This is a genomic window from Jeotgalibacillus proteolyticus, from assembly GCF_050107735.1.
Taxonomy (GTDB): Bacteria; Bacillota; Bacilli; order Bacillales; family Jeotgalibacillaceae; genus Jeotgalibacillus; species Jeotgalibacillus proteolyticus_A.
In genome coordinates this window covers 153808-178507 of sequence record NZ_JBNILO010000001.1, presented here as the reverse complement: position 1 = coordinate 178507, position 24700 = coordinate 153808, and the positions used below count along the sequence as shown (strand labels likewise).

The following is a 24700-nucleotide window of genomic DNA, read 5'->3' as shown; positions in this document are numbered from 1 at the left end:
GATTTTGATGTTTTGTAAAAGTACATATCAACAAAAAAGACTGTAATATTTAAATTTTTTTAGCTAAACTGCTTCGTTAGCGTAAGAAGCAGCGACTCTAGTTGAGCAATCCCACCCTTTAATTCAACAAGATTAACCCTAATAAAGCGTGTCGAGAGGATCACATTGTACTTCGTTTAGTAAACCATCGTTAATGTTGAAAAGGGAAAAACCAGACTTAAAGTAAATTTAATGTGAGCACTATATTTAGGGGCGCCTTGTTTTTTCTCAAAAGAATGAACATAGCTTATAAGTAAACTCATACCGATAAATAGTAATGCAAATCCTATCTTGTCATTTTGAAGCAACAAGGCTCTCAAAGCCATATAACCTATTAGAAAATAACCCATGTATCCCATTATCATTTGAATGTCCTGCTTCATATCTGCACCCCTTTGTCGTTATGACCGAAACCAATTATTCATTAAATAATGCAGTACAGAAATCCGTCATTTTGATGAACTCGTTATTTCTTAAAGCACCCTTTACTCAAATATTAAAATACTTCAGTCATTAAATTTCTTCGTATGATTAAGTTTATTAACTTCTATAATTAAACAAACCAATAAACCTGAAACAATTCCGAAATAGATCGCAAAAAGTGCTGTTTCATCTGTTGCATCTATTGCACTACCTATAAGAAGACAACTTATAAAACCAAGTAATCCACCAACAATAATTCCAATTAATATTCTTATTATCATATAAGCCCTCCTTATAGTCTTTTATTGAAAATTAATGCCTGTTTGCTTTAAGTACAGGATACATATGAATGAAGGAATGCTTAAACATTGTTCCCTTTTAATTTTCCGTGATCTTTTCCCAATCACTTTTGATTATGCTATAAACAAATAAATTATGTAAATTGCCGTTTAAATAATAATGATCACGTAATATGCCTTCTTTAAAAAAGCCAAGTTTTTCTGGTAAAGCCCTGCTTCTTAAATTATCTTCTGCACAGCTTATTTCAAGTCTATTTAGATCTAGCTTTCTAAAAGCATAGCTTGTTAGCTCCTTGATACATCTCACTACGATGCCTTTCCCTTCGAAATCAGGTGATAACCAATATCCGAAGCTTGTCTTCTTTGCCTTCCAGTCTATTTCAGGAAAAGCCACCATTCCAACAAGTTCGCCTTTATAGAAAATCCCAGCATTTATCGCAGTATTAGATGTATATTTATCTCCCCATCTTTCAATCGAACTCTGAACGTCTTCAACCGTCTTTTTGCTATCCACCCATGGCAGCCACTCTCTTAAAAAATCACGATTCTTTTCAACAATTTTAAATAGATCAGCAGCGTTTTCTTTCGTCAATATTTTTAGCGTAATTTCTTCATCAACAGTAAGCAAAACATGATTTCCTCCTATCCTTCATTATTAAAGTAATCTCAATTAATACACGATTCTGCCACGTTAATTGAAAAAGGTACTAAATCTTTCTCCGTTAGAAACGACTCCTAATGAAAAAGTGGTACAGAGAATTACTAAGAAATAGTTTTTTCTAAATTGGGTTTTCTTCCACAAAAACAGATTTGTAAAAACAATTGTTAAGAAATAAATTACACTTGCAATTATTGCTAAAATTAGAATGGGGATTAATAAACCTTTTTCTAGTGTAGGGTCTAATGTCCAGCCGAGAGCTTCTGCAATATACAGATAAAGTAACACAAATAAAACGAATATATAGTGAAATATGTACCCATAAAGGAAATTGAAGACTGCAGTTAAAGAAAAATATAAAATTATGTTCACCTTCCTACTAAATAACCTGCCTGTTTGTTTAATATGGCTAAATCCATTTAGCAGACCAGGCGACATAGTACGCAGCTGGAATAAATATTAACTAGGCAGCAATAGTTCCGACTAATTTGGAGCTAACCATTGTCAGAGAATAACTTTTCAAGTATATATAGTGACTCTGGTTATTCACTACTCTATCAGCCATTACAGAAGCTTTAGGGTCTACAAATAAAGTCAGAAGAATTGTCGCTATTCCATTAATTATTCCAGAGGACATTAAAGCAGCCTGAGCATAATCAGTTGGAACTAACATAGAAGCATAAATCGAAGAAAGAACACCTGTTGTAAAAACTGCTGAAATAATAACATTAATCAAAAAAAGACGTTTAGGAATGGTCTGTAAAGTCACTCCGTTAAGGTATGACCACCTTGGTATCCTGGAACATTTAATAATTTTCTTAACCCCTGATACATTGAATTGTTTAACAAATAACGAAACTATAGAACCACGCTCGTTTGATAGCTGAATAATTGCTCTCTAGTAAAACACCGATCGAAGTAACCCCGATTAAAATTCTGTATTGTTCCTCAATGATTTGAAGTTTATTTGTATCAGGAGCCTCTGCAATCAGCTTAGCAGTCAAGGGTTGCTGTAACATCGTTGAGGCCCTCGAAATGATCACTAGCGTACTGAATAAAGATAAGGCAGTAGCAATTAACTTCACCTTTGCCCCGGAAATTCTAGTGGAATACGCTAATGTTTCTATCGTCGTTACTACCAATAAGAATACTGATATTAATATGATTTTGTTTGTAATTAGTTCCATCTTTAGACTCCTTAGCGAAATGGTATTAAATGTATTATAACTTAAATTATTGTCTTTGGAACTAATTAACATAAATAATCTATTTTACCTAACCTGCGCCTTTAATCTAACATTACTTTCCTTTTGTTGGACAAAGAAAAAAAGCACTCCTGATTGAAGGAATGCACTCCGTTAGTTAAAGAAGAATCGATTACCCAACACTCTTTTACTACATTGATTCTCTAACTTTCTTAGAAATCATTATTACTTCAGGTTGTAAATCAATTGGTCTATACGTTTCATCAATACATTCATTCCAATATGAAAGGTGTTTTCTATCAATCATTTTCAGCGCTGCCATCATCCGAGGATCCTTCTTCCGTGTCTCCGCTGTCATCGCTATCAACAGTATCTCCACCGTTATCCTCCTCAGTGGTGCCCTCAACCTCTTGTGAATCAGCCGTTTCTTTTTCAGCGGATTAACTTCAAAAGTTTATCAATGTGATTTATGTTTTTTTCCACGTGAGTCTCCTCGTGGAAATTTCTAAAGAAATTTATGCATCGCATTTTTACTATTAGTATAATTTATGATCGATATATGTAGTTATAATCTTTAATGAGGCCTTGCTAGATAAACAGCAAAAAGAACGAAAATGATTCCAAGCACCATAAGAAACTTGTATAAAAAGTTCCGTTTCCACCGAGCAACACCAATAATATTTAAGAATATGCCAAGTATGAATGACATGATCATTATATAGAGTCCCAATTTACTCATTCCTTTCAAGAGTAATGATTCGTTCATGACGATTGGCTACATCTAAATCATGGGTCACTGTTATAATAGTAGTATTAAATTCTTTATTCATCTCAAAAAGTAGATTGATAATATTTTCTTTATTTTTTGAATCTAAAGACGCCGTTGGTTCATCTGCTAAAATGATTTGGGGATTCATGATGACAGCCCTGGCAAAAACAGCTCTGGATCGCTGGCCGCCAGAACACTCAAGCGGTTTTTTTTTCAGAACGGACTCAATTCCAATCTTAGTACTAATTCGTTTAAAGTGATCCTGGGCAGTTGGGTCTTTTTTAAGGTTCGCATATAGAAGGGGCAATTTGATATTCTCCTCTAAGGTCAACGAAGGTATGAGTGCGGACTCCTGAAGAACAAAACCAATTTTTCGATTGCGCCACTCAGCCAGTTTATTTTGTGATAAATCCTTAACAGAGGAATCAAACAGCTTATAGCTCCCTTGATAGTGTGTATCAAGCAGCCCCATAATATTAAGCAAAGAAGTTTTTCCCACTCCAGACTCGCCTATAATAGAAAGTCTTTCTCCAGGTTCAACTTCCAGCTCAAAATCTTGTAAGATAGAAAACTCTTTTTTCTTGAATGTTTTTTTCTGGATTTCCAGTTTAATTATACTCGTCAATTTAAAACCCCCACGGAGATCGGAATCCGTCTAATCTTTTTGATCGTAAGTTCAACAATCGTAAATCCAATCATCAAATCAATAAAAAGTACAATCAGTAAAGCAAGCCAATCCATACTTATTAAGCCAAATATTCCGTAAGTAGCAAACATGTTCTCTTTTCTTAACCAAAAGCCATATCTATTGAAAGCGGTTATTGCAAATAATAGCGCCAGATTAATAGTAATTAATAGTCCAAAATAACTATAAAAAATGGCTCTTAGTTTTGCATAACTTAATCCAACTACTAAATTGATCGTAAAATCTTTTATCATTAATCGAATACTTATCAAGGTATTCCAGGTGGCTAGACATATAATGACTATGAGTAAAAGTAAGGTGATCGTACAGATGATTTTGAGTGAATAAACATAATAATCTTCAAAGTATTTAATGTTTTCCTGTTGAGTAAATAAGTTGAATTCCATCCCTAGATTTTCCTGGATCTGTTTTTTAACATTCATTGCTTCCTCTTCTGTCGAATCAAGAAGCGCAATGTCCATCAGACCATTCACGTGGAGGTCAAGACCCGCACTTTGAACAAATTCTTCATTCACAGGGAGAATCATTGCAAAATTGAAGTAATTCTTTGAGTTGGGAGCATAAAAATTAGAACGATAAGTATTCTTCTCTAAGACTCCTTGAACGTGTAAATTGACTACTTGCTTGGTGACAGGGTTTTTAATCTTGATTGTTGACCCTATAGGGTAGGTTCCGGCCAGACCTGCACCTACTAAAACAGGTATTTGATTTTGATTTAAATGATAATTGAAGGTTAAGTGGTTTCCTTGGGATAATCCCAATTGATTGAGTTTATAAGCCTCTTCGTTGATATAGCTGAAAGTAACTTCCATATCATGTTCATTCTCTAATGAAGTAACAAAACCATCGACTTGAAGAGCATAAGTATAATTTTTGTCTAAATACTCATATAATTTTCTGGTTTTATCTACATTAATTGTCTCATCTTCCGTTTTACTATCCGGGTCTAGATTAGCAATAAACGTTCCTTCTCGATTCAGCATTTCTATTTGTTCATAACCTTGAAAAGTTGAAATAATGGAACGAGCAGCAGTAAAAGTAAGATAATTCGCAAGAAAAAGTAATAGGACCATTCCCAAAACAAGGATCCATCTTTTTAAAAAGATTCTTGTTATAAAAAATCGTAAAATACTCATTCTTTTTTCACCTGACCTGCACTTATTACTATGTACAAAATAAAAATAAAAACTAAGTAGAGATTGCTGGCTGCATTCAGTTCTAAATAGAGATTTAATAAAAGTGATAGTAAAAAACTAAACCCTACTATAGCTAGACTATTCAAGACATATCGGATGATAATATTTGCCATTGTATCTCCTACAAGTATTCGGCAAGATATTTCTGTTTTCTTTCGGTTTAAAAATTGATAGTGAAAGACGATGATTAAAAATGTAAGAAGAATATTTATTATAAGTTGATAATCAATAATACTTTTAATAAAAGTCTCTAAAATAAAGGGAACTTTTAAGGTCATTGTTTGTACATAAATAAATAATAAGTTTGAAGCAAAACAGATTAAGTAGATAGCAGACGCCTCAAAAACGTCGATAAATCTAAATAAAGAATATTTCATAAAGTACTCCTTTAAAATTGTATCTAGAAACTAGATTCACCTAAATACCAACTACGCAGCTGTAAAAACAACAAGTTATAATTCAAATTTTTTCGTACACACTTTGGGATTCGCTACTCGAATGAATGGTTATCCTTTCCTTTTTTATAATTAGATAATATCACCAATTTTATTGAAAAACAATAAATAATTATTAAATATTGATAAGTGATTTGATTCGAGAATCTTATATAAGGAAAACTCTTTTATAACTGTGGTTTTTAATATGATTGGAGAGTCATGAATTGAAGTATTAGGGAGTAAAAAAATGCGGAGTTGAAATAATAAATTTAGCTACAAGCAAAAAAGTAGTATTGCACTTACCCCATAAATTGATTTTGTGAATGTTGCAGTTGCAGAAGAATAACACGTTAAAGGAATAGGCAAACCAATAATTGTTTGACATAAAAACGTCTATTCTTGTTTCACAGTAAATACTCTCTCCTTAACTGATTTAACCCTTTCCCCATATTCTTTCAACATGAACCAATTGCTGTTCGTTGAATTCCATTCTATAAATATCGGGTTTGGACGTACTATGTAAAAAATTCAAGTCATAAGTGCTATCGAAATACCTCATCATTAAGGTCATAACAACACCGTGAGTACCTATCACTATTTCCTTATCTCTATACGTGTCTAACAGTTTTTTTAAAACGTTTATTGCTCTTTTTTGACAATCAGCATTTGATTCTCCTCCTTCGAAAAAGTAATTCATGTCTATAAACGACTCTTCCAATATTGGAAGTAGTTCCGAATCAGGTAATCTTCTTTCATTAGAAGAAAAGACCCTCTCTTTTAAATCCTCGAAGACTAAAACTTTCTTCCCGATCTGTTCTGCTATCTCTTTGACAGTCAAAATTGAACGTATGTATGGACTTGAAACAACTACTTCAATTCTTTTATCTTTCTTCAGTATCTTAGTTACTCGTAGAGCATCCTTAGAACCTTTTTCTGTCAATCCTCTTGTTCTTTCATTACCCTCTTTCGGCGATTCACCATGTCTCACCATATAAACCACTGTACTCAATATATCTCCCCCAACATGCGACTCATATTTTGTGCCATATCGAAACTTAGTTTCAAATAACCTTCCCTGTAGTTCAATACACAATTACTCCTCTTTGACTTTTTTAGGCTTTACTAAAAAAAGTAACAAAAAGCTTACCCACGAAATACTTATCAATATTACATATATCGTATTCCAAGTAGATTTTTCTTTCACTAGCGCTTTAACCTCACTAATCAGCAAAATAGAAATAATTATGAATGATAACCTATTTGCATTTAGAAGTATAAACCTCCTCATATTAATTCCCCCTTAACCTTAACTTCTTGTTACATTAACGCACCTGACTATTTTAACATTAATTTCCTTTAATTTTTAAAAAAACGTTTCTTTTTAAAGAAACGCTCACCGGTAGCTGAAGTATTTTATTTAACATACGAATTACATTTCATTGATTTGTTCCCATTCACTCAAATACATACGCTGCTTAATTTTGCGGGGGTTTTCTAGTTTACAAATTAACTCTAAACTGTTTCCGTCTGGGTCATTAAAATGAATTTTAGCGTGTGCATGTTCTTCTAGAGACATTACAAAAGGCTCAATGGGATCGAAACCAAAAGCCTCTCTTGGCTGACAACCTTTGCTTTTTAGCCAGGCAACTGAGTTTTTTATGTCTTCTACTGTTACTTGAAATGCAATATGTCTTATTGATGGATGATACTCAAGTTCTACTTTATCTGTTTCCCATAACCCCAACCAACTTTTATCTTTTTCAATCCATAGGAAAGCCAATTTGTCTTCAACCTTGTGATCAAATAGCAAACCAAGTCCTTCATAGAATTCAATTGAACGATTTAAATTACTTACAGGTAAATGTGCTTCGTATAAGCCTTTTATCATTATTAAACCCCTTTTATCGATTGCTCCCCTTAATTTAAGTACATATTTACAAAAAGTTCTCTATTTATTTCTCAATATAACTGATTGGAAGTGGAGTTTTCCGCCAACTGTGTCTTTAGGCACCACTTCAAAGTATTCTATAATAAACAGTTCTGATAACAATTCTTTTAAAGATGCATCATCATAAAAGGAAAAAAATCTTTTAGGAGTATAAGGGTCATCATCCCAAATCCCCTCTGAGTTCTCACCACCATAAACTCCTAAGTAAAATAATCCAGATGGTTTTAAAATCCTTTTTATTTCACTCAATACACCTTTAATGTCATCTTTAGGAACGTGCAGTAGGCAATTAAGACTCCAAATGGAATCAAAGTGGTGATTAGGAAAATCAAGATTGTAAAAGCTCATAACCGCAGCATTCAAGCCCTTATCCTTGCACAGCTTAATCATTTCAGATGATACATCGATACTGAATGTAGTTAATCCTTGCTCTTTAAAAAAAAGACTATCTTTCCCTGTCCCTGCTCCAATCTCCAGTAAATGACTATAACTTTCATTATGTATGTTATTCAAGAAAATCTCTCTTTGTTTAATCTTCCATTCGGGTATATCAGATGAATTTCGTTCAACTGCTTTTTTATTATATGACTCAGTAATATTTTTGGATAATGTGCTTTTCATTTTATTCCCCCTTTGGTTTATCTTTTTTACTAACCTACCGTTAGTTGTACAGGATTCAAGCTAATAAAGCATGTCGCAAGGATCGCATTGTACTTCGTTTAGTAAACCATCGTTAGTGTTGAAAGAATAAAAACCAGACTTAAAGTAAATTTAATGGGAGCACTATATTTAGGGGTGCCTTGTTGTTTCTCAAAAGAATGAACATAACTTATAAGTAAACTCATACCGATAAATAGTAATGCAAATCCTATCTTGTCATTTTGAACCAGCAAAGCTCTCAAAGCCATATATCCTAGTAGAAAATAACCAATGTGTCCCATTACCATTTGAATATGCTGCTTCATATCTTCCCCCTTTGTCGTTATGCCAGAAACTAGTTATTTATTAAATAATGCAGTACAGAAATCCTTCATTTTGAGGAACTTGGTTATTGCGTTAAAGCCCCTTTTTAGACTGATTTTCAAGACATAGAGATATTATGAAGTTAGACTGAATCCCAGTTGCACTCCAAGCGGAATTGAAGCCCAAGTGATCAGAATAGATATAAACAAAAATTTTCCTGGATTTTTACTTTTATAAATAAACAATCCTAGTAGAAACCCTAAAGCCCAAATAGGTAAAATTACAAAAAACTCTGGGGCTACCCAAGTCTCATCAGTATAGTTCTCTGATATCGTACCACCAGCAAAGAAAGTAGATATGAGAATAGCGATTAAACCACTGAACACCGTGTTAAGGACATATCCAACCTTTATTTTTTTCAAAAAATCCCCCACCTCTATCTAATGTACTGACAAACTTTTATGAAGTTTTATAAGTTTGAAAGTTGATTGATCATCTTTTCATCTTTTAAAGATTCCTGTATAACATTTCTTAGTTTAACTTCGTTGTCAATTTCACTAAATTCTATTCCATACCACTCTTGAAGATTCTCCCTCGTCATTTTATACTCGTATACTTCTTCAACCATTTCAAAATCAAAATGTATCCAGTCCACATTTTGTATCAATGTAAATAAATAAGAGGCATTGTGAATAGCTGTTTCTTTATCATCTAATTCAGATTCGGACCAATCATAGTTTACAGTAATTCCATAGGGTTCATCTGTTGTTTTAAGTTCTAATCCTTTAAAATGTTCTGCACCTTGTAATTGAATAACTGAATTAATTACTGCACTGTTATCACCTACATATGATCCTTTATATTGGAATACATCAACATCAGTATTACGATCATTTGAGTTACAGCCAATTAAAAAAAGCACTATCAATAATGAAATCAGCAAAAATTTATTCTTCTGCCCCAACTTCAATTCCTCCTTATTAAAAATTCACATATTTTGTTTAACCATTTTGCTCCGGTATCGCATAAGCATCCACTCTTGTTGAGCTATAGCACCTGTTAGTTGAATATAGCTTCAATCACGCTGTTCTTTTGTTGTAAATTTTAATTAAGGTTACTAAAATAGCAATGATAAAAGCGATGATACTATTAATTAATAAAAAGTATGCCACTTGTAAGCCGTAAAAGACTGCAAAAGGATCACGAATAATCAAAAGTGCCACTACGCCACCGATCCCCCCAAATGCAGCTGCTAATAATAAGATGATAAATGCGGCAGAGTATAAATTTCTCTTTTTCATGTAGGAAAGAACTGCGATAATATTTGCGGATACAATAAAAACAACCATAATGAATATCAAAAAACCGCTCATTTAACTCCTCCTATATGAAAATTTATGACCAGCCAAAATATTTCTATCTCTAACCTGCCCCGTTTGTTTAATAAGAACTTCAACAAAAAAGGCGGTTAATCCTTCCTGGACCAACGCACCCGTTAATTAACCATTAGTTAGCTTGCTCATTCTAAAAATAAATTTAAAACGAAAGGGTATATGAATTGATAAGTGAGAATGAAAAAAGCAATCAGGCCTATTACGGATATTAAAAATACCTTAACTTTTTTTATCCTTAACTGTACATAAGCAGATACCCAAACAAGAATTATAAATAACCCAATCATTGAACCCCAAACCCAATTATAAATGGGGTCACTTCCAGGGTCTGGTGCAGCAATGCTAAATAGTGGAGCTATACCGACAAGGGCTACCAATATGAATATCAATCCGTGTACCAAGAATACTGCTGCCTTAAACAATTAAACCACCCGCTCTCTCCAGTTTCGAAAGTTACCTAAGCTGCTTCTTTAGTTTAACATTAATTTCCTTTTTGAGAGTTAAGAAAAGTAGCTAGTGAAACAGTTTAACGACTTCCTTCGACTTACTTCGCTTTATAATTAATCGAAATATCTTTACTCAAAGAATCTGATATATTATCAAATCGATATTGAATTGTTAGTCGATTTGGTTCTTCCCATTCTAATTTATATGAACCATTTGAAAATGGTTTATATCCATTGTCTGTCTCAATGTCAGTTAAATACGTCATATATAACCCTAAGTTTGATAGTTGATACAGGCGGCCGTAACCTCTTTCAACGACTACAAATTCCTCTTGATTATCTGGAGAAGAAAACGTTGTGTACTCTTTCTCAAATAGTAGATTTGGCAGTGATGGTATTCCTATAAAAAATATCGCCAGCACGATTATAACTGCTTTAATAACTCTATCTTTAAACAGATGAGTAAAAGATGCGATCGCCACAATGATAAGCAAGTTAGATATTACATTATGACTAATCCCGACTGGTGGTGCCCCTATATATACCGATACACCATTTATTTGTAATGCTAGTAAGGTGAAAAGTAATAAAACACTTGTCGCTAACGTTATACTAGCCATCTTTATCGATTCTTTTCTGTTACTATTTTTCACTCTAAATCACCTTCGAACAATTTTTCGAACAGGAATAATTTACGGAACACATATCTTAACAATTTAACCTGTTAATCTTTACGCATCAGATGTGTGTACACTATTTGGAACGACCATCGATATCCTCCTAAAATTCACCCTTGTCTTTTCGCACATTCAAGAATCTCCTGATACAATTCTCCAATCATTAATCCCACAACTTACTCTCATACATTTTAACATTAATTTCCTTTAATGACAGAAAAATTACCTTTAAGTGGTAAGGTTGTAATCGATTTGTTCATCATTGTAGGAGGAAATCTCCTCGTTGATCACCCCTTCATTCTGATAGGATCCCTTCAAAATAAATTGGGTCATTTCGTTTTTCTTGTTTTTTTACTTTTACTATTCACCTAATTTCAAGCACTCTTTAGCGCTGAAGACAAACCCATCCTTTTGCAATAGAGTTCTGGAACCTGTCCCTTAGTCTCGTTTTAAGGTAGACTTCAAAGAAACCAGATGAAAAGGATGACCCTAAAAATGTATTTAACGGAACAACTTGCTCAGGAAATCGTGGATCGAACCATGGCGATTCTTCCCTATAATATAAATGTGATGGACCAAGATGGAAAAATTATTGGTTCAGGAGATCAGCAGCGCCTTTCAACAAAGCATGAAGCAGCGAGCGAAGTTTTAAGGAGAAAAAAAGCAGTTGAAATTGGATTTTCTGACACGGAGAACTGGAACGGGGTTAAAGAGGGAATCAATTTACCCATTCTTTTTCAAGGTGAGATCCTAGGTGTTGTTGGGATTACCGGGTCTCCTGATGTAACGAGAGGGTACGGAGAATTAGTAAAGATGACAACAGAAATGATTATTGAACAAGCCTATATGCAAAAGCAGTTACAGCTTGATGAACGAATAAAAGAAGAGTTTGTGCATCAGTTGCTTAACGGCTATAAGCTTGATGAAAATATATTTTTTGAAAAGGCTAAGGCGTTACACGTTGATTTATTGCTTCCTAGGGTAATCATCGTCGTAAAAAGCTCTTCTTTTGAGGTGGATCGAAAACAGAATTTAGAGCGAATGATCAACCATCTCCTCGAATCAGACGACCTCGCTGTTACCACTTATACCGGAGAAATTGTGATTGTTAAAGCAGTATCCATCAAGTATGACCGGTGGGAAAAGGAACGTACCATCAGTACGGTAGAAAAGTGGCTCGCGCACCTGAGTAAAATTGATCCTACCGTTAAAATAGCGATTGGAAATTATTATTCAACATTTAAACGTCTCGATCAATCTTTTAGCGAGGCGAAGGACACCCTAACCGTTGGAGAAAAGTTAACCCCAGAAAAGTATATGTTTGTATATGATGACCTTTCTATTTATGTGTTCATGAGTAAATTAGCAAAACAAATGGAAAACAACCCATTTGTTGAATTGATTCATAGGTTAAAGGAAGACGATGAGTCAGGACACCTTCAGATGACCCTGAAAATGTATATTCAGGAAAATGGAAAAGCGATAAATACTGCAAATAAATTATTTATCCATAGAAATTCCCTACAGTATCGCTTAGAAAAAATAAAGGAAATTACCGGCAAGGATTCTAGAAACTATCAGGATTTGTTTGAATTGTATTTCTCTCTTGTCATTAATACTTTAGTGAGTGAAGATCATTGAGTTGTTCATATGAACAAAAAAAGCGGATATGAATACGCTTTATTCTTTTCAACTGCACAATGTATTAAAAATATAAAACGCTTACAATGGGATGAAGATTAAGATTCATCAAGGAGGGACACCAATGGATGTTCAAGTAAGCGCTTTAGGTGCCATTGTAGGCTTAGTATTAGCAATTGTTCTTATATTTAGGAAAGTACCGCCAGTCTACGCTTTAGTAGGAGGAGCCATGGTTGGCGGCTTAGTCGGGGGAGCTTCTGTTCCTGAAACTGTCGATTTAATGATGGGGGGAGCTCAGGACATCATCCCCGCTGTTCTGAGGATTTTAGCAGCTGGTGTACTTGCAGGAGTTCTCATTGAGTTGGGTGCAGCTGCTTCCATTGCAGAAACTATCGTAATGAAAATCGGGGAGAAAAAGGCGTTATTCTCTCTAGCGATTGCGACGATGATCTTAACAGCTGTCGGGGTGTTTGTCGATGTTGCTGTCATTACCGTTGCTCCCATTGCTCTAGCGATTGCCAGCCGTGCAAATCTATCAAAAACGGCGATTTTACTCGCTATGATTGGTGGAGGTAAAGCAGGAAATATTATGTCGCCAAATCCAAATACGATCGCAGTATCAGAGGCTTTTGGCGTATCATTAACCTCGGTCATGGCGGCTGGAATCATACCGGCGATAGGTGGATTAATCGTCACATATATCCTTGCAAAAAGGTTAGTGAATAAAGGTTCGAAGGTATCACTTGATGAAATCACCCAAACAGATGGTCAAAAACTGCCATCTTTCGCGCTTGCCATTATTGCCCCGCTCGTAACCATTGTTTTACTCGCATTACGTCCGTTATTTGAGATCGTAATTGATCCGATGATTGCCCTTCCACTGGGTGGACTTGTGGGTGCGTTGGTTATGGGGAAAATAAAGTCGATTAATACATTTATTGTTTCTGGATTAAACAAGATGTCCGGTGTGGCTGTTTTACTTTTAGGAACAGGGACGATAGCCGGGATCATTTCGAATTCTGGACTTCGAAATGTTTTAATCGATGGGATTGACGTACTTGGATTGCCCACCTATATGTTAGCGCCAGTATCAGGTATCTTCATGTCTGCAGCAACGGCATCAACGACGGCAGGGGCGGCAGTTGCAAGCAGTGTATTTAGTACCACGTTAATTGAATTAGGTGTAGCAAGTCTTGCCGGGGCAGCGATGATTCATGCAGGTGCAACCGTCCTGGATCACCTCCCGCACGGAAGCTTCTTTCACGCAACTGCAGGAAGCGTGCTGATGAATTTCCAGGAACGATTAAAGCTGATTCCATATGAGTCACTTGTTGGATTAACGATTGCCATCATTTCAACACTCATCTTTGGCGTATTTAAGCTGTTTTTATAAATAAGGGAGGAATTGGTCATGAAAAAAATCGTGATTGCACCAGATTCATTTAAAGAGAGTTTAACAGCGTTAGAAGCTGCCAATGCCATTGAAGATGGATTGAAAGAAGTACTGACTGACGTCGAATTAATTAAAATCCCTATGGCCGATGGGGGTGAAGGTACGGTTCAATCATTAGTCGATGCGACAGGTGGCAAGATCGAGTATGCAACGGTAACCGGCCCTTTGGGAGAAAAGGTTCAAGCGTTTTATGGGCTGCTTGGAGACGGAAAAACAGCTGTCATAGAAATGGCCGCTGCCTCGGGGCTGGAGCTGGTACCTGTCCAAAAGCGTGATCCAATGTTTGCAACCACTTTCGGAACAGGTGAATTGATATCCATTGCTCTTGATAAAGGTGTGGAGCGGTTTATAATCGGAATTGGTGGAAGTGCGACCAATGATGGTGGCGCTGGAATGGTTCAAGCATTAGGAGGAAGATTACTAGATCAAGATGATGAGGATATTCCATTTGGAGGAGCAGGTCTGGTCAAACTCAGCCGAATTGACCTGACTACTCTCGACAAGCGCCTTAGTCGTGTAGCCATCGATGTGGCCTGTGATGTTGACAATCCATTAACGGGTCCTTTGGGGGCATCAATGATATACGGTCCACAAAAAGGAGCAACCAAAAAGCAAATTGAATTATTAGACGCTTATTTAGCACATTACGCGAACGTAATCAGTCGCGACGTGGGGAAAGATATTAAAGATATACCAGGAGCTGGAGCTGCGGGTGGATTAGGAGCAGGAATGCTTGCCTTTTTATCTGCAGACTTAAAACGCGGCGGGGATCTTGTGATCAACGAAACGAAACTAGCTGAAGCGGTTCAAGATGCAGATCTGGTCATTACGGGTGAAGGCGGCATTAATCATCAAACGATTCATGGGAAAACGCCCATTTGTGTAGCAAAAACAGCAAAGAAATATAATGTGCCAGTCATTGCTTTTGCAGGAAGTTTAACTAATAATTATTCAAATGTATATGACCACGGCATTGATGCAATCTTTAGTATAGTGCCAGGAGTGATGACGTTGGAGGAAGCGCTTGAAAGTGGGTATGAAAATTTAAAAAATACAGCCCGTAATCTTGCTGTGTTAATGAGGTAGTAGACGCAGGGGCCTCGAACAACTGGAAAAACCTGTTGCGAAAAAGCAGCAGGTTTTTTATAAAGGTCTGCTTCTATTAAAGTGCAGCTAGTTAACGGGATCAGCTTCTCACGCACCCGTTCGTTCAACCATAGCTCATGATTTAATAGATCTTATCTATAACAGTCAGTCAGTAAAAACTAGTTGACCTTAAATTACGTAACATTCGCTAGCTCAAAACATTTCTATCATCTAATAAATCGTTTTACAACTTGCTTATTCTAGCAATCTCACCAGCATTGTGTCCTACCCAAGCCCCGAAAAGTGGGAAATAAAAGCTGGGGAACTGAAGTGGTATAGGGTTAAATCCCAAGAGAATTAGATATCCTGCTGCAGACCCCTCACCCAAAACCCTGAAGATGACCGTTTCTATTATTTTATTCCGCTTCCATCGTTTCTCTCCCAAATGATTCTTATCAAATTCCTGTACACGTCTGCTCGTCTTCGTACCAATTGTTCTTCCCGTTGCAAGTGTGTATGCATTAATGGCTACCAATATCCATATCAGGGCAAATAATATTCCAATGATGAAAGTGTCGTATCCATTATCAGCTAATAAAGCAATAAGCATGATAAACAACAACATTCCGATATTGAATTGAATGAGCTGTTTCCTTTTTAAGCTCTTTACTTCTTTTATATCCCAATTAGCTTCATCCATCTTACCCTCCCTTTCAATTCGACAATCTATTAAACTCTATTTTAGGTTCGTTTAATAACTCTATAATCTCTTTCTCCATTATGCCTGTCATTTTATCCCTAACTTCCTTTTCAACGAAAGAAACTTACACCCGCCTTTTTTTGGTTACCTCAAGAGCACCCGCGACTAGAACGGAAGCACTCATTCCCAAGAGAAAAGTATACGGATTAAAATAGAGAGAATTTAAATGGATGCTTTTCCACCAGCTCCACCAGCTGCCCAACGGATAGTATAGCTCTTCTTTTATTGTAGATATAAAGTCTAACTGGTAGACAAAAGAAAATTAACTGATCGTAAAAGCAATGACCATGATGAATAGAATCAGCAATCTACTTTTTTGTCTTAGGGTATCCGCCATTTTCCTTGTAAGGACAACACAAAATGAGAGAAACAGGAGGAATGAAACAAAGATATACGGGATATTCGGGTTGCCGTTGCCAGAAATAGATTGTGGTGAAGGTGTCAGTAAATCATAGATAATATAGAAATTAAAGGCATGAAATAATATAGCTGTAAGGAGGATTACCGATTTAATCGTCTTTTTTGTTCCTTTACCAACATGATGGTTATGACTACGCCTGTCAGGAGAAGCGCAAATAAACTTAAGAGAATGACCTCAGCCGGTAAGTCCCCTATTCATCTCACCCTCTTATGTTCCTATTAAAACCCTAGTTCTTCTTTAAAGTTTAATGATGCATCTGGACGGCCATCCAACTAATATCGTACAGACAAGATTCGCATTTCATAATATTCAAACTATTTTTTCGTTAAGAAAATTAAAGTTAGAAATTATTCCTTAGTCAAGAAACTTATGTATTCATTTTTCAGGCACTCCAATTTTATTTATCTGTAAAATCATCCCTATATTAACACCTATCCAAACTCCAATAAACGGACCCGGACTAATAGGAGCGTCATATCTTTCATGGTTAAAATCTGTACTGAAGAAAAAAACGGAAATAATTACACCTAGTACACTGATGATGAGAATCTGCGCTAATCTATTTTGCTTCCAACGCTTCTTTCCCCAGTGTCTTTTGTCAAATTCCTCTAAACGTTTACTTGTTTTTGTCCCGAAAACCCTTCCTGTCACCAGGGTGTATATCGAAATAGCTACGTATATCACCATCAAACCTAAAATTATTCCAGTAATAAACGGAGAAAATACGTTTATGTCAAAATAAACGACCAGCACAATAATCAGCAGCATAGCAAGATTGTACTGGACTAGTCGTTTCTTTTTTAACTTCTTAATTTCTCGTAGCTCCCTTTGTGATTCTTCCATTATAATCACCCTTTCACAAGTTGATCTTTAAATTTCCTGATAATCAATCATTGGCAGTTACTCATTAAAATTCCCAACCGAAAGTCGAATGAAGAACATCACCCTTTCAGATCCTATTATTAGAAAATTTACTGCGTCTCGTTCACGTTTTCTCTAGTACGTATACAATCTACGCATTTTATACGATCCCCTCTTAAACTTATCCTACCATATAGAACTAGATTTGGTACAAGATACCTATTATTATATACGGATGTCCGTATCATCTTTTACTTCGTTTAGAAACACATCTGTTTTATAACGGGAGATCTTTGCGCTTAAAAACCACTAGTCCCACGAGGTAAAGGACAATGGCCAGTCCCCCCAGAATGAATAACTGCGCACCATACTCTCCGCCCTGAATAATGGCCTCCGAATCAAACAGCGTAATGATCGTGGCATTTTTAAGAATGTCCAGACTGTCGCTCATGCCGGAAAGCATATTCGCCGCGAAGAAAAAGACGGTCAGCCCGGCACCGAGCGCAAGGGAATAGCTTGAACGGTTAAATAAACATGATGACAAAAATGTAATGCCCGAGATGGCCAGATGCAATAGGAAGGATCCTGCAGTCAGCATGAAGAAGGTGTCAATCGGCAGCTCCCCCGGCTGAACCAGCTCTGCCACCCCAACCCCTGCCACAAAAATCAGTATAAATAGGGCGAGGAGTGAAGAAACAAAGTAAATGAGGCTTGTCACGGTGTATTGGGTTCGTGTGATGGGCATTGACAGATGGTACGCCATGCTGCCTTTGTCCACCTGCGCCGCGATCAGTTTATTTCCTATGATAATGGAATAAATCATGGCAAAGATGAGAGCAAAATTCCCGAAATATTGATTTGCCGTAAAGGCAATTAAGGTTGAAATATCGCCTAATGGATTGATCGGCGCATCCATGCTGGTTTGCGCAATTTCTTTCATCGTGTCCGGTGTGAAAACACTCATGATAATCCCAATCAGCAGCATGAGCGCACCCGCTATAATCGAGAAAACTTTTGCGTTTGATTTTATGAAGTGAATGAATAATGGCTTACTAAACATGGTCATTGCTCCCCTTTATAGAAGTTCATGAAATTATCTTCCAGTGAGTATTTCATTTCCCGAATGGACGTCACATTTCTGGCAGCCAGTGCTCGGATCAGGCTGTTTAGTTGACCATCTTCAATTTCGATCACGAGCTGCAAGCTGTCTTTTTGAATCTGTGAGATTTGAAAATGTTCCTGTTGAAAGGATTGAAAATCTTCCTGGTTTTGAAATGTTATGCTGAATGAGGTCTTCTCAGCGTTTTTAAATTCTTCGGCATCCATGATCGAAATGATTCTGCCTTGCTTAATCATGGCTATGCGGTCGCAGGTCCCTTCAATTTCCTCAAATAAATGGGACGACATCAGGATGCTTTTTCCCTTTTGTTTTTCCTCATGAATCAGCTGCACAAAGACCGATTGCATCAGAGGATCCAGTCCTGTCGTAGGTTCGTCCAGAATGAGAATTTTAGGATTATGCATAAAGGCACAAACGATCCCCACCTTCTGCTTCATCCCTTTCGACATCCGCTTAATGGGTGCGGAAGGATCCAGGTTGAACATGCGGATTAATTCCTCCGCTCTCTTCCTGTCATTAAGCCCTCGCATTTTTGCTGTATGCTCAATAAGCTGGGTGCCTGTCATATTTTCCGGAAATGCCATTTCTGCCGGCAGATATCCAAGATACTGCTGAATTTCCTTCGCCTCGTTCCAGCAATCCATTTGTAAAATAGCAGAGCTTCCGCTTTGTGGTTTAGTGAATCCAAGAAGGTGACGAATGGTGGTGGTCTTTCCTGCACCGTTTGGCCCAAGAAATCCAACGACTTCTCCTTCTTCTATTTGAAAGGAAACATCAAAAATACCCTTGTTGTTTCCATAATCCTTCGTAAGATGCTCGATGTTGATCGCTGTCATCTACAATCACCCGCCATTTCTTCTTTATTTATCCGACAACATGTCGTATGATTCAATTGTAGGGTGTACCAACGGCTCTATCAACCGACAGTTTGGCTTCAATGTCGGATTTAGCAGCACCATCTGGGAGGAACAACAATGAAAAAGAATCCAGCAATTACAGCACAAACAAGACAAAATTTAAATGATGCCTTCTGGGAACTGTATTGCACGAAGCGGATTGAAAAAATCACGATCAAAGAAATTACAACAAGAGCAGGCTATAACCGGTCCACCTTTTATGAGTATTTTACGGATGTGTATGACGTGCTGGAGCAATTGGAAAACCATTTAATTTTCAAGCTGCAGGAGATGCCGATGCAGCAGCTGTCTTCTTCAAGCGATCCATTTCAGCTCGACGCCCTGGTCCGCTTGTATTCTGACCACAGCGGCTATCTCTCCGTCTTGCTTGGAGATCACGGAGATCCTGCCTTTCAGCGGAGAATCAAAGCCAGCATGAAGCCGATGATGAAAGAAGCCCTTCTTGCACAAGGTGCCAAAGACGGCTATGAGCTTGACTACACACTTGAATATGCTCTGTCTGCGATGATCGGCATTTTAAGTTATTGGTTTAACGAGGATAATCCTCCTTCACTTGAAGAGTTAACAGCGCTGCTTGGAGAGCTTTCGAGTAGTGGTGTCATGGGAAAATTGATGGGGTTGAGAGATTAGCTAGTTAATCGTAACAGCACAAAAAAAGAGCTTGGGTGTCCAGGCTCTTTGCAAGAAGGAATTTTTTACAATCTGTAAAAAAATAATCGCCAAATGGCATAGGTTACGCCATAGGAGGCGAAATGAACGAGTCCATACAGGAAAAGATTTTCTTCCCGAAACTCACTAACTGCTGGAACAAAAATACGAATTGCATTCATCGTCGTGATCGTAAAAAGCATAAGAATACCTAATACGATCTTGCTTTTTTTCGAAGCGTGTCCAAAAATCCCTTGTTTCTTATTAGAAGATGCAACCATTACGATCCCTCCTTACACTATTGTAATGAAAAACTGGAACATCATTTTCTAAATCTGTAAGTATGTTATTCTAATTGCAGGTAAATCAGGTAGGCTTAGTCTTTCTAGTGATATTGATAAAACACGCAAGAATAAAGCTTATTTTTCTATGATGGGAGTTTATCATGCAAAAAATCTTTTCAATGCTTTTTAGTGTACTGGCTCTTTTGTTTTTAGTTGGAACATTTTTATTTCAGTATGAGTATTTGTTTGTAACTCGAATTAGTTTAATTGTATTTACAACACTGTATCTAGTAATTGAAATAAAAAAAGATTATTTCACAGAAAACAAAATGACCTTTGTGTTTATTGGTATTTTTAGCATACTTTCTGTAGCGGTAAGTATCATAGCAGACATTAGTTTGGAAAAAAATGTATGGAATAATCGAGTTTTCTTTATTCCCCTGTACGTTTTTATTCTTGTCGTTATTATGTACAAAGATTTGTATGATAAAAAGAGGCAATAAAACATTCGCGTAAAGTTCAAGCGCATTATAATCAGAAATGAGTATAGCTAGTAGTCGTTCTATTGATCATGATGAGATACTTATTAAAGATGAGATTGAGCTGAAAAAGAGTTTGACTGGTTTATATAAAGCTAGGAGTGAAGTGATTTAAATTTCAAAGATGAAGGAAAAACAGATGAAGGTTGCAGTCTCGATGTTTATGCTTGTGTTCTATTGATACGGTTATGGTGGATCTGAAATTCTCTAATTTCTTCGCTGCCAAGCATTATGACGTGGATTGTTTTGATCGTGATGAGGTATCTACGGTGAGGAGCACTGCCTATTTTATATCCTATAAAAAAACATTCTCCAGATCAGCAAAGGAACTAACCAGGTAAAGATCGTAAAGAGAACAGAGTTAAGTACATGAGCTTCTCTAAATTCACTAAGCGTTTCATTATAATTACCAAACGCAGTTACCGAGATTAAAGAAATGATAAATAGAATTCCTAATACAATCTTACTTTTTTTCGAGGCGTTTCCAAACATCCCTCGTTTTTTCTCAGAAGCCTGTCTCATGCTCATCCCTCCTATAAGTCCTATGCAGTTTGTTATATAATAGTCCTTATATAACCTTTTTTTCCATAAATAAACCAGAGTTAACGAGGTGAGCTAAATTATGAAAAGAAAAAGCCTTGCTGTCTTCACCAATATTTCGTTCATAGCAGCCCTTATCACATTATCTGTCCTTCCTCTTTCTATTTTTGCTTGATCTTTCACCTCACATAACGGATTAAAAACTATTCTGAGTATACTGGCGTTGACTGCTGTTTCAATATCCATAATCAGTATCCCGTTTAGTATTGTATCGTTATTTAGCAGAGAGCCAGTTTTAGAAAGAGCCTTCTCTTTATTTGTCAATATTTCTCCACTGGCAGTTCTTATTGCAGTCTTAGTCATTGAGTATATGGATGAATTTCACAAAATACCTGCTTGATAAAAAGTTTTTAACGTGAAGCCGTTTTTTAAATGCTTCTATACGATTATGAGTAAAGAGCCTCATCCACTTTGAATGAGGCTCTTTACTATCTACTCTAAACCGGTCCCCAGTTAATAAAGACAGCGAAAACGAGCATGGTGACTGCAATGAACGTCCAGATCAGAAGTAAGGGCAGCATCCATTTTGCCCATTTGATCCAGGACACTCCGGCAACTGCCAGACTTGCCATCAGCGGGCCTGAGGTTGGGAAGATGCTGTTTGTGAAACCATCTCCAAACTGATAGGCCTGAACGGCGATTTGCCGATTAACGCCGATCATGTCAGAAAGAGGTGACAGAATTGGCATCGCAATCATGGCCTGGCCGCTCCCTGAAGGAATCAAAAAGTTCATAACACCGTTGGCGACAAACATGCCGAGCGTAGCAAAAACCGGTGACATCCCTTCAAGCGGAACGGACAATGCTTGCACGAATGTATCCAGAATCGCCGCATTTTCCATGACGATCAGAATGGCGCGAGCCACCCCGATGATCAGTGCACCGTAGACCAGATTTTTACAGCCATCTAGGAATGTAATGGCTATTTTGTTGTAATTCATTCCTGCAATGACGCCTGATACGAGTCCAATGACAATGAAAAATGCCGCCATATGATCAATCGTCCAGGCGAACTCAATGGTCGCGTAAATAAAGAATAACAGCATAAGTCCAACAAATGAGAGAATGATTTTATGCCGGGCGGTAAACGGTGCTTTCAGGTCATCGCCTTCATCAGAGCCCTCATCCAGCACACCGATTAGGCTTTTGGACGGATCTTGTAGTATTTTTTTCGCGTAGGACCAGGTGTACCAGATTGTCGCGCCCACAATCACGACAAAAGCAATGACACGAAGCAGCATGCCTGAAAAGAGCGGCACTTCCGCGATCGATTGAGCGATTCCGACTGTATAAGGATTTAAAAATCCCACATTAAAGCCGGCAAATGTCGCACCGAATGTAATGGCAACTGCTACAATCGCATCGAGCTTAAGCGCTCTTGCGATGATGACCCCAATCGCGACGAAAGGAATAACAGAATTCGCGACTGCACCCACCGCTCCACCAAGTGCAAACAGCAATGAGACAAATGCGATCAGGTAAAACTCTTTTCCTTTTGTTTTGTTCACAGCACGCAAGATGCCGCCTTTAATGGCACCGGACCGCTCAATGACTTCAAATGCGCCACCTGCAAATAGCACAAGAAAAATCAGTCCGCCTGACTCTACCATTCCCATTTGAAGGGCGAGGAAAATGTCCATAAAGCCTGTTGGACTTCCATCCACCTCGCTGTAAGTTCCCGGCACGACCCTTTCTACTCCATCTGCCATTTCACGTTCGAATGAACCGGCTGGAACAAAGTAGGTCGCGATCACCGCTGCTAAAAGGACAAGAAATAGAATGACGTATGTATCGGGCATTTCCCATTTTTTCTTTTGTGGTTCATTTTCCTCAATCTTCGTACTCATCTACTTTTTATGCCTCCTTCTGTATAAGTAATCAATTTTTCTTTTCTACTTCTCCTTTTCACCCCTATTCTAGTAATCTCTTTGATTGATAAAAAAATTGATGTTGTATAGTATATAACTCATACTCTATTTTTGCAAAATTTAAAATAAAGTGTCAAATAAGCTGGAGGTTTGTCATGTTAGTTGAATTAAAGAAAAGATTAGAAGACTTGCAAACGGAAATGGTGGAACTTCGCAGGGATTTTCATATGCATCCTGAAGTTTCCCATGAAGAAAAACGGACGCCGGAAAAAGTGGCTGCTTATTTGAGCGAACTTGGAATTGATGTAAAGACGGGTGTCGGAGGAAGAGGCGTTGTTGGTTATTTAACTGGAGGGCGTCCTGGAAAAACCATTGCACTTCGGGCAGATTTTGATGCCCTGCCTATGCAGGATGAAAAGGATGTTTCCTATAAGTCAAAAGTGGAAGGCGTAACGCATGCATGCGGACATGATGTGCATACTGCTGCTCTTCTTGGCGCAGCTAAAGTCCTCAGTGAAAAGCGTGAGGAGCTTGCAGGGACGGTGGTATTTATTCATCAATTTGCAGAAGAAGTAAGTCCCGGAGGAGCTGAAGCCATGATTGCAGACGGCTGCTTAGAGGGAGTCGATGCGATTTACGGTGCTCATGTGTGGTCTGAAAATGATGTGGGCGAAATTCTGTTTCAATCGGGCTACACGATGGCTGCTGCTGACACATTTCATATCAACGTTCAGGGAAAAGGCGGTCATGGTGCACTGCCGCATTTAACGATTGATCCGGTGGTGGCGGCAAGTCAGCTGGTGGTGAATTTGCAGCAGATTCCAAGCAGGCGTGTCGATCCGCTAAAAGCCATTGTCCTCACAGTGGGTTCATTCCACAGCGGAAAAGCCGCCAATGTGATTCCGGATTCCGCGATCATTGAAGGAACGGTTCGGACATTTGATGAAACTGTGCGAAAAGATGCGGAGAAAATGATTACGTCAACTGCTCAGGCTCTTGAGATGCAAACCGGGGCAAGCGTTGAAGTAACGTACCATTTTGGTCACCCCGCTGTGTACAATCACCCGAAGGAATCCGATTCGTTAAAGCAAATGACAGAGAAGCATCTTCCCTCTTTTCATGTGAAGGAAATGAAGCCATTTATGGGGGCAGAAGACTTTTCATACTACCTCAAGGAAAGACCGGGCACCTTTTTCTTTGTAGGCGGACGAAATGAAGATCTTCATGCCAATTTCCCGCACCACCATCCAAAATTCGATGTGGATGAAGAGGCGCTAGGAACAATTGGAAAGGTTTTTCTGCTTACCTTAAAAGATCAAGATGTTATAGATTAATCTGCGTA

At 37.5% G+C, this 24700-nt stretch carries 29 protein-coding genes and 1 pseudogene; 6 read left to right on the top strand and 24 right to left on the bottom strand.

Annotated features, from left to right (window positions below; translation table 11 throughout):
* Positions 1-176 precede the first annotated feature (176 nt).
* The 17 genes and pseudogenes from ACQCT8_RS00980 to ACQCT8_RS00900 all read right to left on the bottom strand — a co-directional run bounded on the left by ACQCT8_RS00980 (position 177) and on the right by ACQCT8_RS00900 (position 11136).
* Entirely contained in the window at positions 177-422 is a 246-nt protein-coding gene (locus ACQCT8_RS00980; RefSeq protein WP_426867824.1) for a hypothetical protein, read from the bottom strand.
* Between the two features lie 123 nt (positions 423-545).
* A complete protein-coding gene (locus ACQCT8_RS00975) occupies positions 546-743 on the bottom strand; it encodes a hypothetical protein (protein WP_426867823.1) in 198 nt (65 codons plus the stop codon).
* 97 nt (positions 744-840) lie between these two features.
* Complete coding sequence (locus ACQCT8_RS00970; protein ID WP_426867822.1) at positions 841-1389, bottom strand: GNAT family N-acetyltransferase; 549 nt, start codon at positions 1387-1389, stop codon at positions 841-843.
* A 493-nt stretch (positions 1390-1882) separates the two neighbouring features.
* Positions 1883-2606: pseudogene (locus ACQCT8_RS00965) on the bottom strand (lipid II flippase family protein).
* 208 nt (positions 2607-2814) lie between these two features.
* Positions 2815-3003: a DUF6176 family protein gene (locus ACQCT8_RS00960; RefSeq protein ID WP_426867821.1), complete on the bottom strand. Its 189-nt coding sequence runs from the start codon at positions 3001-3003 to the stop codon at positions 2815-2817.
* A 352-nt stretch (positions 3004-3355) separates the two neighbouring features.
* Entirely contained in the window at positions 3356-4018 is a 663-nt protein-coding gene (locus tag ACQCT8_RS00955; protein WP_426867820.1) for an ABC transporter ATP-binding protein, read from the bottom strand.
* Positions 4015-5235 (bottom strand): peptide ABC transporter permease, encoded by a 1221-nt coding sequence (locus ACQCT8_RS00950; protein ID WP_426867819.1) that lies wholly within the window; start codon positions 5233-5235, stop codon positions 4015-4017. The genes ACQCT8_RS00955 and ACQCT8_RS00950 overlap by 4 nt, the downstream gene beginning before the upstream one ends.
* Entirely contained in the window at positions 5232-5672 is a 441-nt protein-coding gene (locus tag ACQCT8_RS00945) for a hypothetical protein (protein ID WP_426867818.1), read from the bottom strand. Before ACQCT8_RS00945 ends, ACQCT8_RS00950 begins: the two co-directional genes overlap by 4 nt.
* A gap of 493 nt (positions 5673-6165) precedes the next feature.
* Complete coding sequence (locus tag ACQCT8_RS00940; RefSeq protein ID WP_426867817.1) at positions 6166-6741, bottom strand: histidine phosphatase family protein; 576 nt, start codon at positions 6739-6741, stop codon at positions 6166-6168.
* Between the two features lie 420 nt (positions 6742-7161).
* On the bottom strand, positions 7162-7620 hold the full coding sequence (locus ACQCT8_RS00935) for a VOC family protein (RefSeq protein ID WP_426867816.1): 459 nt from the start codon (positions 7618-7620) through the stop codon (positions 7162-7164).
* Between the two features lie 60 nt (positions 7621-7680).
* Positions 7681-8301 (bottom strand): class I SAM-dependent methyltransferase, encoded by a 621-nt coding sequence (locus ACQCT8_RS00930; RefSeq protein ID WP_426867815.1) that lies wholly within the window; start codon positions 8299-8301, stop codon positions 7681-7683.
* A gap of 98 nt (positions 8302-8399) precedes the next feature.
* Positions 8400-8645 (bottom strand): hypothetical protein, encoded by a 246-nt coding sequence (locus ACQCT8_RS00925; protein ID WP_426867814.1) that lies wholly within the window; start codon positions 8643-8645, stop codon positions 8400-8402.
* A gap of 132 nt (positions 8646-8777) precedes the next feature.
* Positions 8778-9065: a hypothetical protein gene (locus ACQCT8_RS00920; protein ID WP_426867813.1), complete on the bottom strand. Its 288-nt coding sequence runs from the start codon at positions 9063-9065 to the stop codon at positions 8778-8780.
* A 47-nt stretch (positions 9066-9112) separates the two neighbouring features.
* Complete coding sequence (locus ACQCT8_RS00915) at positions 9113-9607, bottom strand: DUF4825 domain-containing protein (protein ID WP_426867812.1); 495 nt, start codon at positions 9605-9607, stop codon at positions 9113-9115.
* 115 nt (positions 9608-9722) lie between these two features.
* Entirely contained in the window at positions 9723-10016 is a 294-nt protein-coding gene (locus ACQCT8_RS00910) for a 3-isopropylmalate dehydrogenase (RefSeq protein ID WP_426867811.1), read from the bottom strand.
* 146 nt (positions 10017-10162) lie between these two features.
* On the bottom strand, positions 10163-10459 hold the full coding sequence (locus ACQCT8_RS00905) for a hypothetical protein (protein ID WP_426867810.1): 297 nt from the start codon (positions 10457-10459) through the stop codon (positions 10163-10165).
* Between the two features lie 122 nt (positions 10460-10581).
* Positions 10582-11136 (bottom strand): hypothetical protein, encoded by a 555-nt coding sequence (locus ACQCT8_RS00900; protein ID WP_426867809.1) that lies wholly within the window; start codon positions 11134-11136, stop codon positions 10582-10584.
* Positions 11137-11655: 519 nt separating this feature from the next.
* Between ACQCT8_RS00900 and ACQCT8_RS00895 the strand changes: the two genes are divergently transcribed.
* The 3 genes from ACQCT8_RS00895 to ACQCT8_RS00885 all read left to right on the top strand — a co-directional run bounded on the left by ACQCT8_RS00895 (position 11656) and on the right by ACQCT8_RS00885 (position 15340).
* Positions 11656-12801, top strand: coding sequence for a sugar diacid recognition domain-containing protein (locus ACQCT8_RS00895; RefSeq protein ID WP_426867808.1), 1146 nt, complete (start codon positions 11656-11658; stop codon positions 12799-12801).
* Positions 12802-12925: 124 nt separating this feature from the next.
* Positions 12926-14194 (top strand): GntP family permease, encoded by a 1269-nt coding sequence (locus ACQCT8_RS00890; protein ID WP_426867807.1) that lies wholly within the window; start codon positions 12926-12928, stop codon positions 14192-14194.
* A gap of 18 nt (positions 14195-14212) precedes the next feature.
* Positions 14213-15340, top strand: coding sequence for a glycerate kinase (locus ACQCT8_RS00885; RefSeq protein WP_426867806.1), 1128 nt, complete (start codon positions 14213-14215; stop codon positions 15338-15340).
* A 244-nt stretch (positions 15341-15584) separates the two neighbouring features.
* Here the strand turns inward: ACQCT8_RS00885 and ACQCT8_RS00880 are convergent, their stop codons facing one another.
* The 4 genes from ACQCT8_RS00880 to ACQCT8_RS00865 form a co-directional block, all read right to left on the bottom strand.
* Entirely contained in the window at positions 15585-16040 is a 456-nt protein-coding gene (locus tag ACQCT8_RS00880) for a hypothetical protein (RefSeq protein ID WP_426867805.1), read from the bottom strand.
* 856 nt (positions 16041-16896) lie between these two features.
* On the bottom strand, positions 16897-17364 hold the full coding sequence (locus ACQCT8_RS00875) for a hypothetical protein (protein ID WP_426867804.1): 468 nt from the start codon (positions 17362-17364) through the stop codon (positions 16897-16899).
* A gap of 295 nt (positions 17365-17659) precedes the next feature.
* Entirely contained in the window at positions 17660-18442 is a 783-nt protein-coding gene (locus ACQCT8_RS00870) for an ABC transporter permease subunit (protein ID WP_426867803.1), read from the bottom strand.
* A 2-nt stretch (positions 18443-18444) separates the two neighbouring features.
* Positions 18445-19338, bottom strand: coding sequence for an ABC transporter ATP-binding protein (locus ACQCT8_RS00865; protein ID WP_426867802.1), 894 nt, complete (start codon positions 19336-19338; stop codon positions 18445-18447).
* Positions 19339-19476: 138 nt separating this feature from the next.
* Here ACQCT8_RS00865 and ACQCT8_RS00860 point away from each other — a divergent pair, with 138 nt between their 5' ends.
* Positions 19477-20049, top strand: coding sequence for a TetR/AcrR family transcriptional regulator (locus ACQCT8_RS00860; RefSeq protein ID WP_426867801.1), 573 nt, complete (start codon positions 19477-19479; stop codon positions 20047-20049).
* A 65-nt stretch (positions 20050-20114) separates the two neighbouring features.
* Here the strand turns inward: ACQCT8_RS00860 and ACQCT8_RS00855 are convergent, their stop codons facing one another.
* On the bottom strand, positions 20115-20348 hold the full coding sequence (locus tag ACQCT8_RS00855; RefSeq protein WP_426867800.1) for a hypothetical protein: 234 nt from the start codon (positions 20346-20348) through the stop codon (positions 20115-20117).
* A 164-nt stretch (positions 20349-20512) separates the two neighbouring features.
* Between ACQCT8_RS00855 and ACQCT8_RS00850 the strand changes: the two genes are divergently transcribed.
* Entirely contained in the window at positions 20513-20854 is a 342-nt protein-coding gene (locus ACQCT8_RS00850) for a hypothetical protein (RefSeq protein ID WP_426867799.1), read from the top strand.
* Positions 20855-21178: 324 nt separating this feature from the next.
* Here the strand turns inward: ACQCT8_RS00850 and ACQCT8_RS00845 are convergent, their stop codons facing one another.
* Positions 21179-21412, bottom strand: coding sequence for a hypothetical protein (locus ACQCT8_RS00845; protein ID WP_426867798.1), 234 nt, complete (start codon positions 21410-21412; stop codon positions 21179-21181).
* A 515-nt stretch (positions 21413-21927) separates the two neighbouring features.
* The gene (locus ACQCT8_RS00840; RefSeq protein WP_426867797.1) at positions 21928-23337 is read right to left on the bottom strand and encodes a YfcC family protein; all 1410 of its coding nucleotides are present in this window, start codon (positions 23335-23337) and stop codon (positions 21928-21930) included.
* A 176-nt stretch (positions 23338-23513) separates the two neighbouring features.
* On the opposite strand from ACQCT8_RS00840, the gene ACQCT8_RS00835 reads away from it, so the two are divergent.
* A complete protein-coding gene (locus ACQCT8_RS00835) occupies positions 23514-24692 on the top strand; it encodes a M20 metallopeptidase family protein (RefSeq protein WP_426867796.1) in 1179 nt (392 codons plus the stop codon).
* Positions 24693-24700 lie beyond the last annotated feature (8 nt).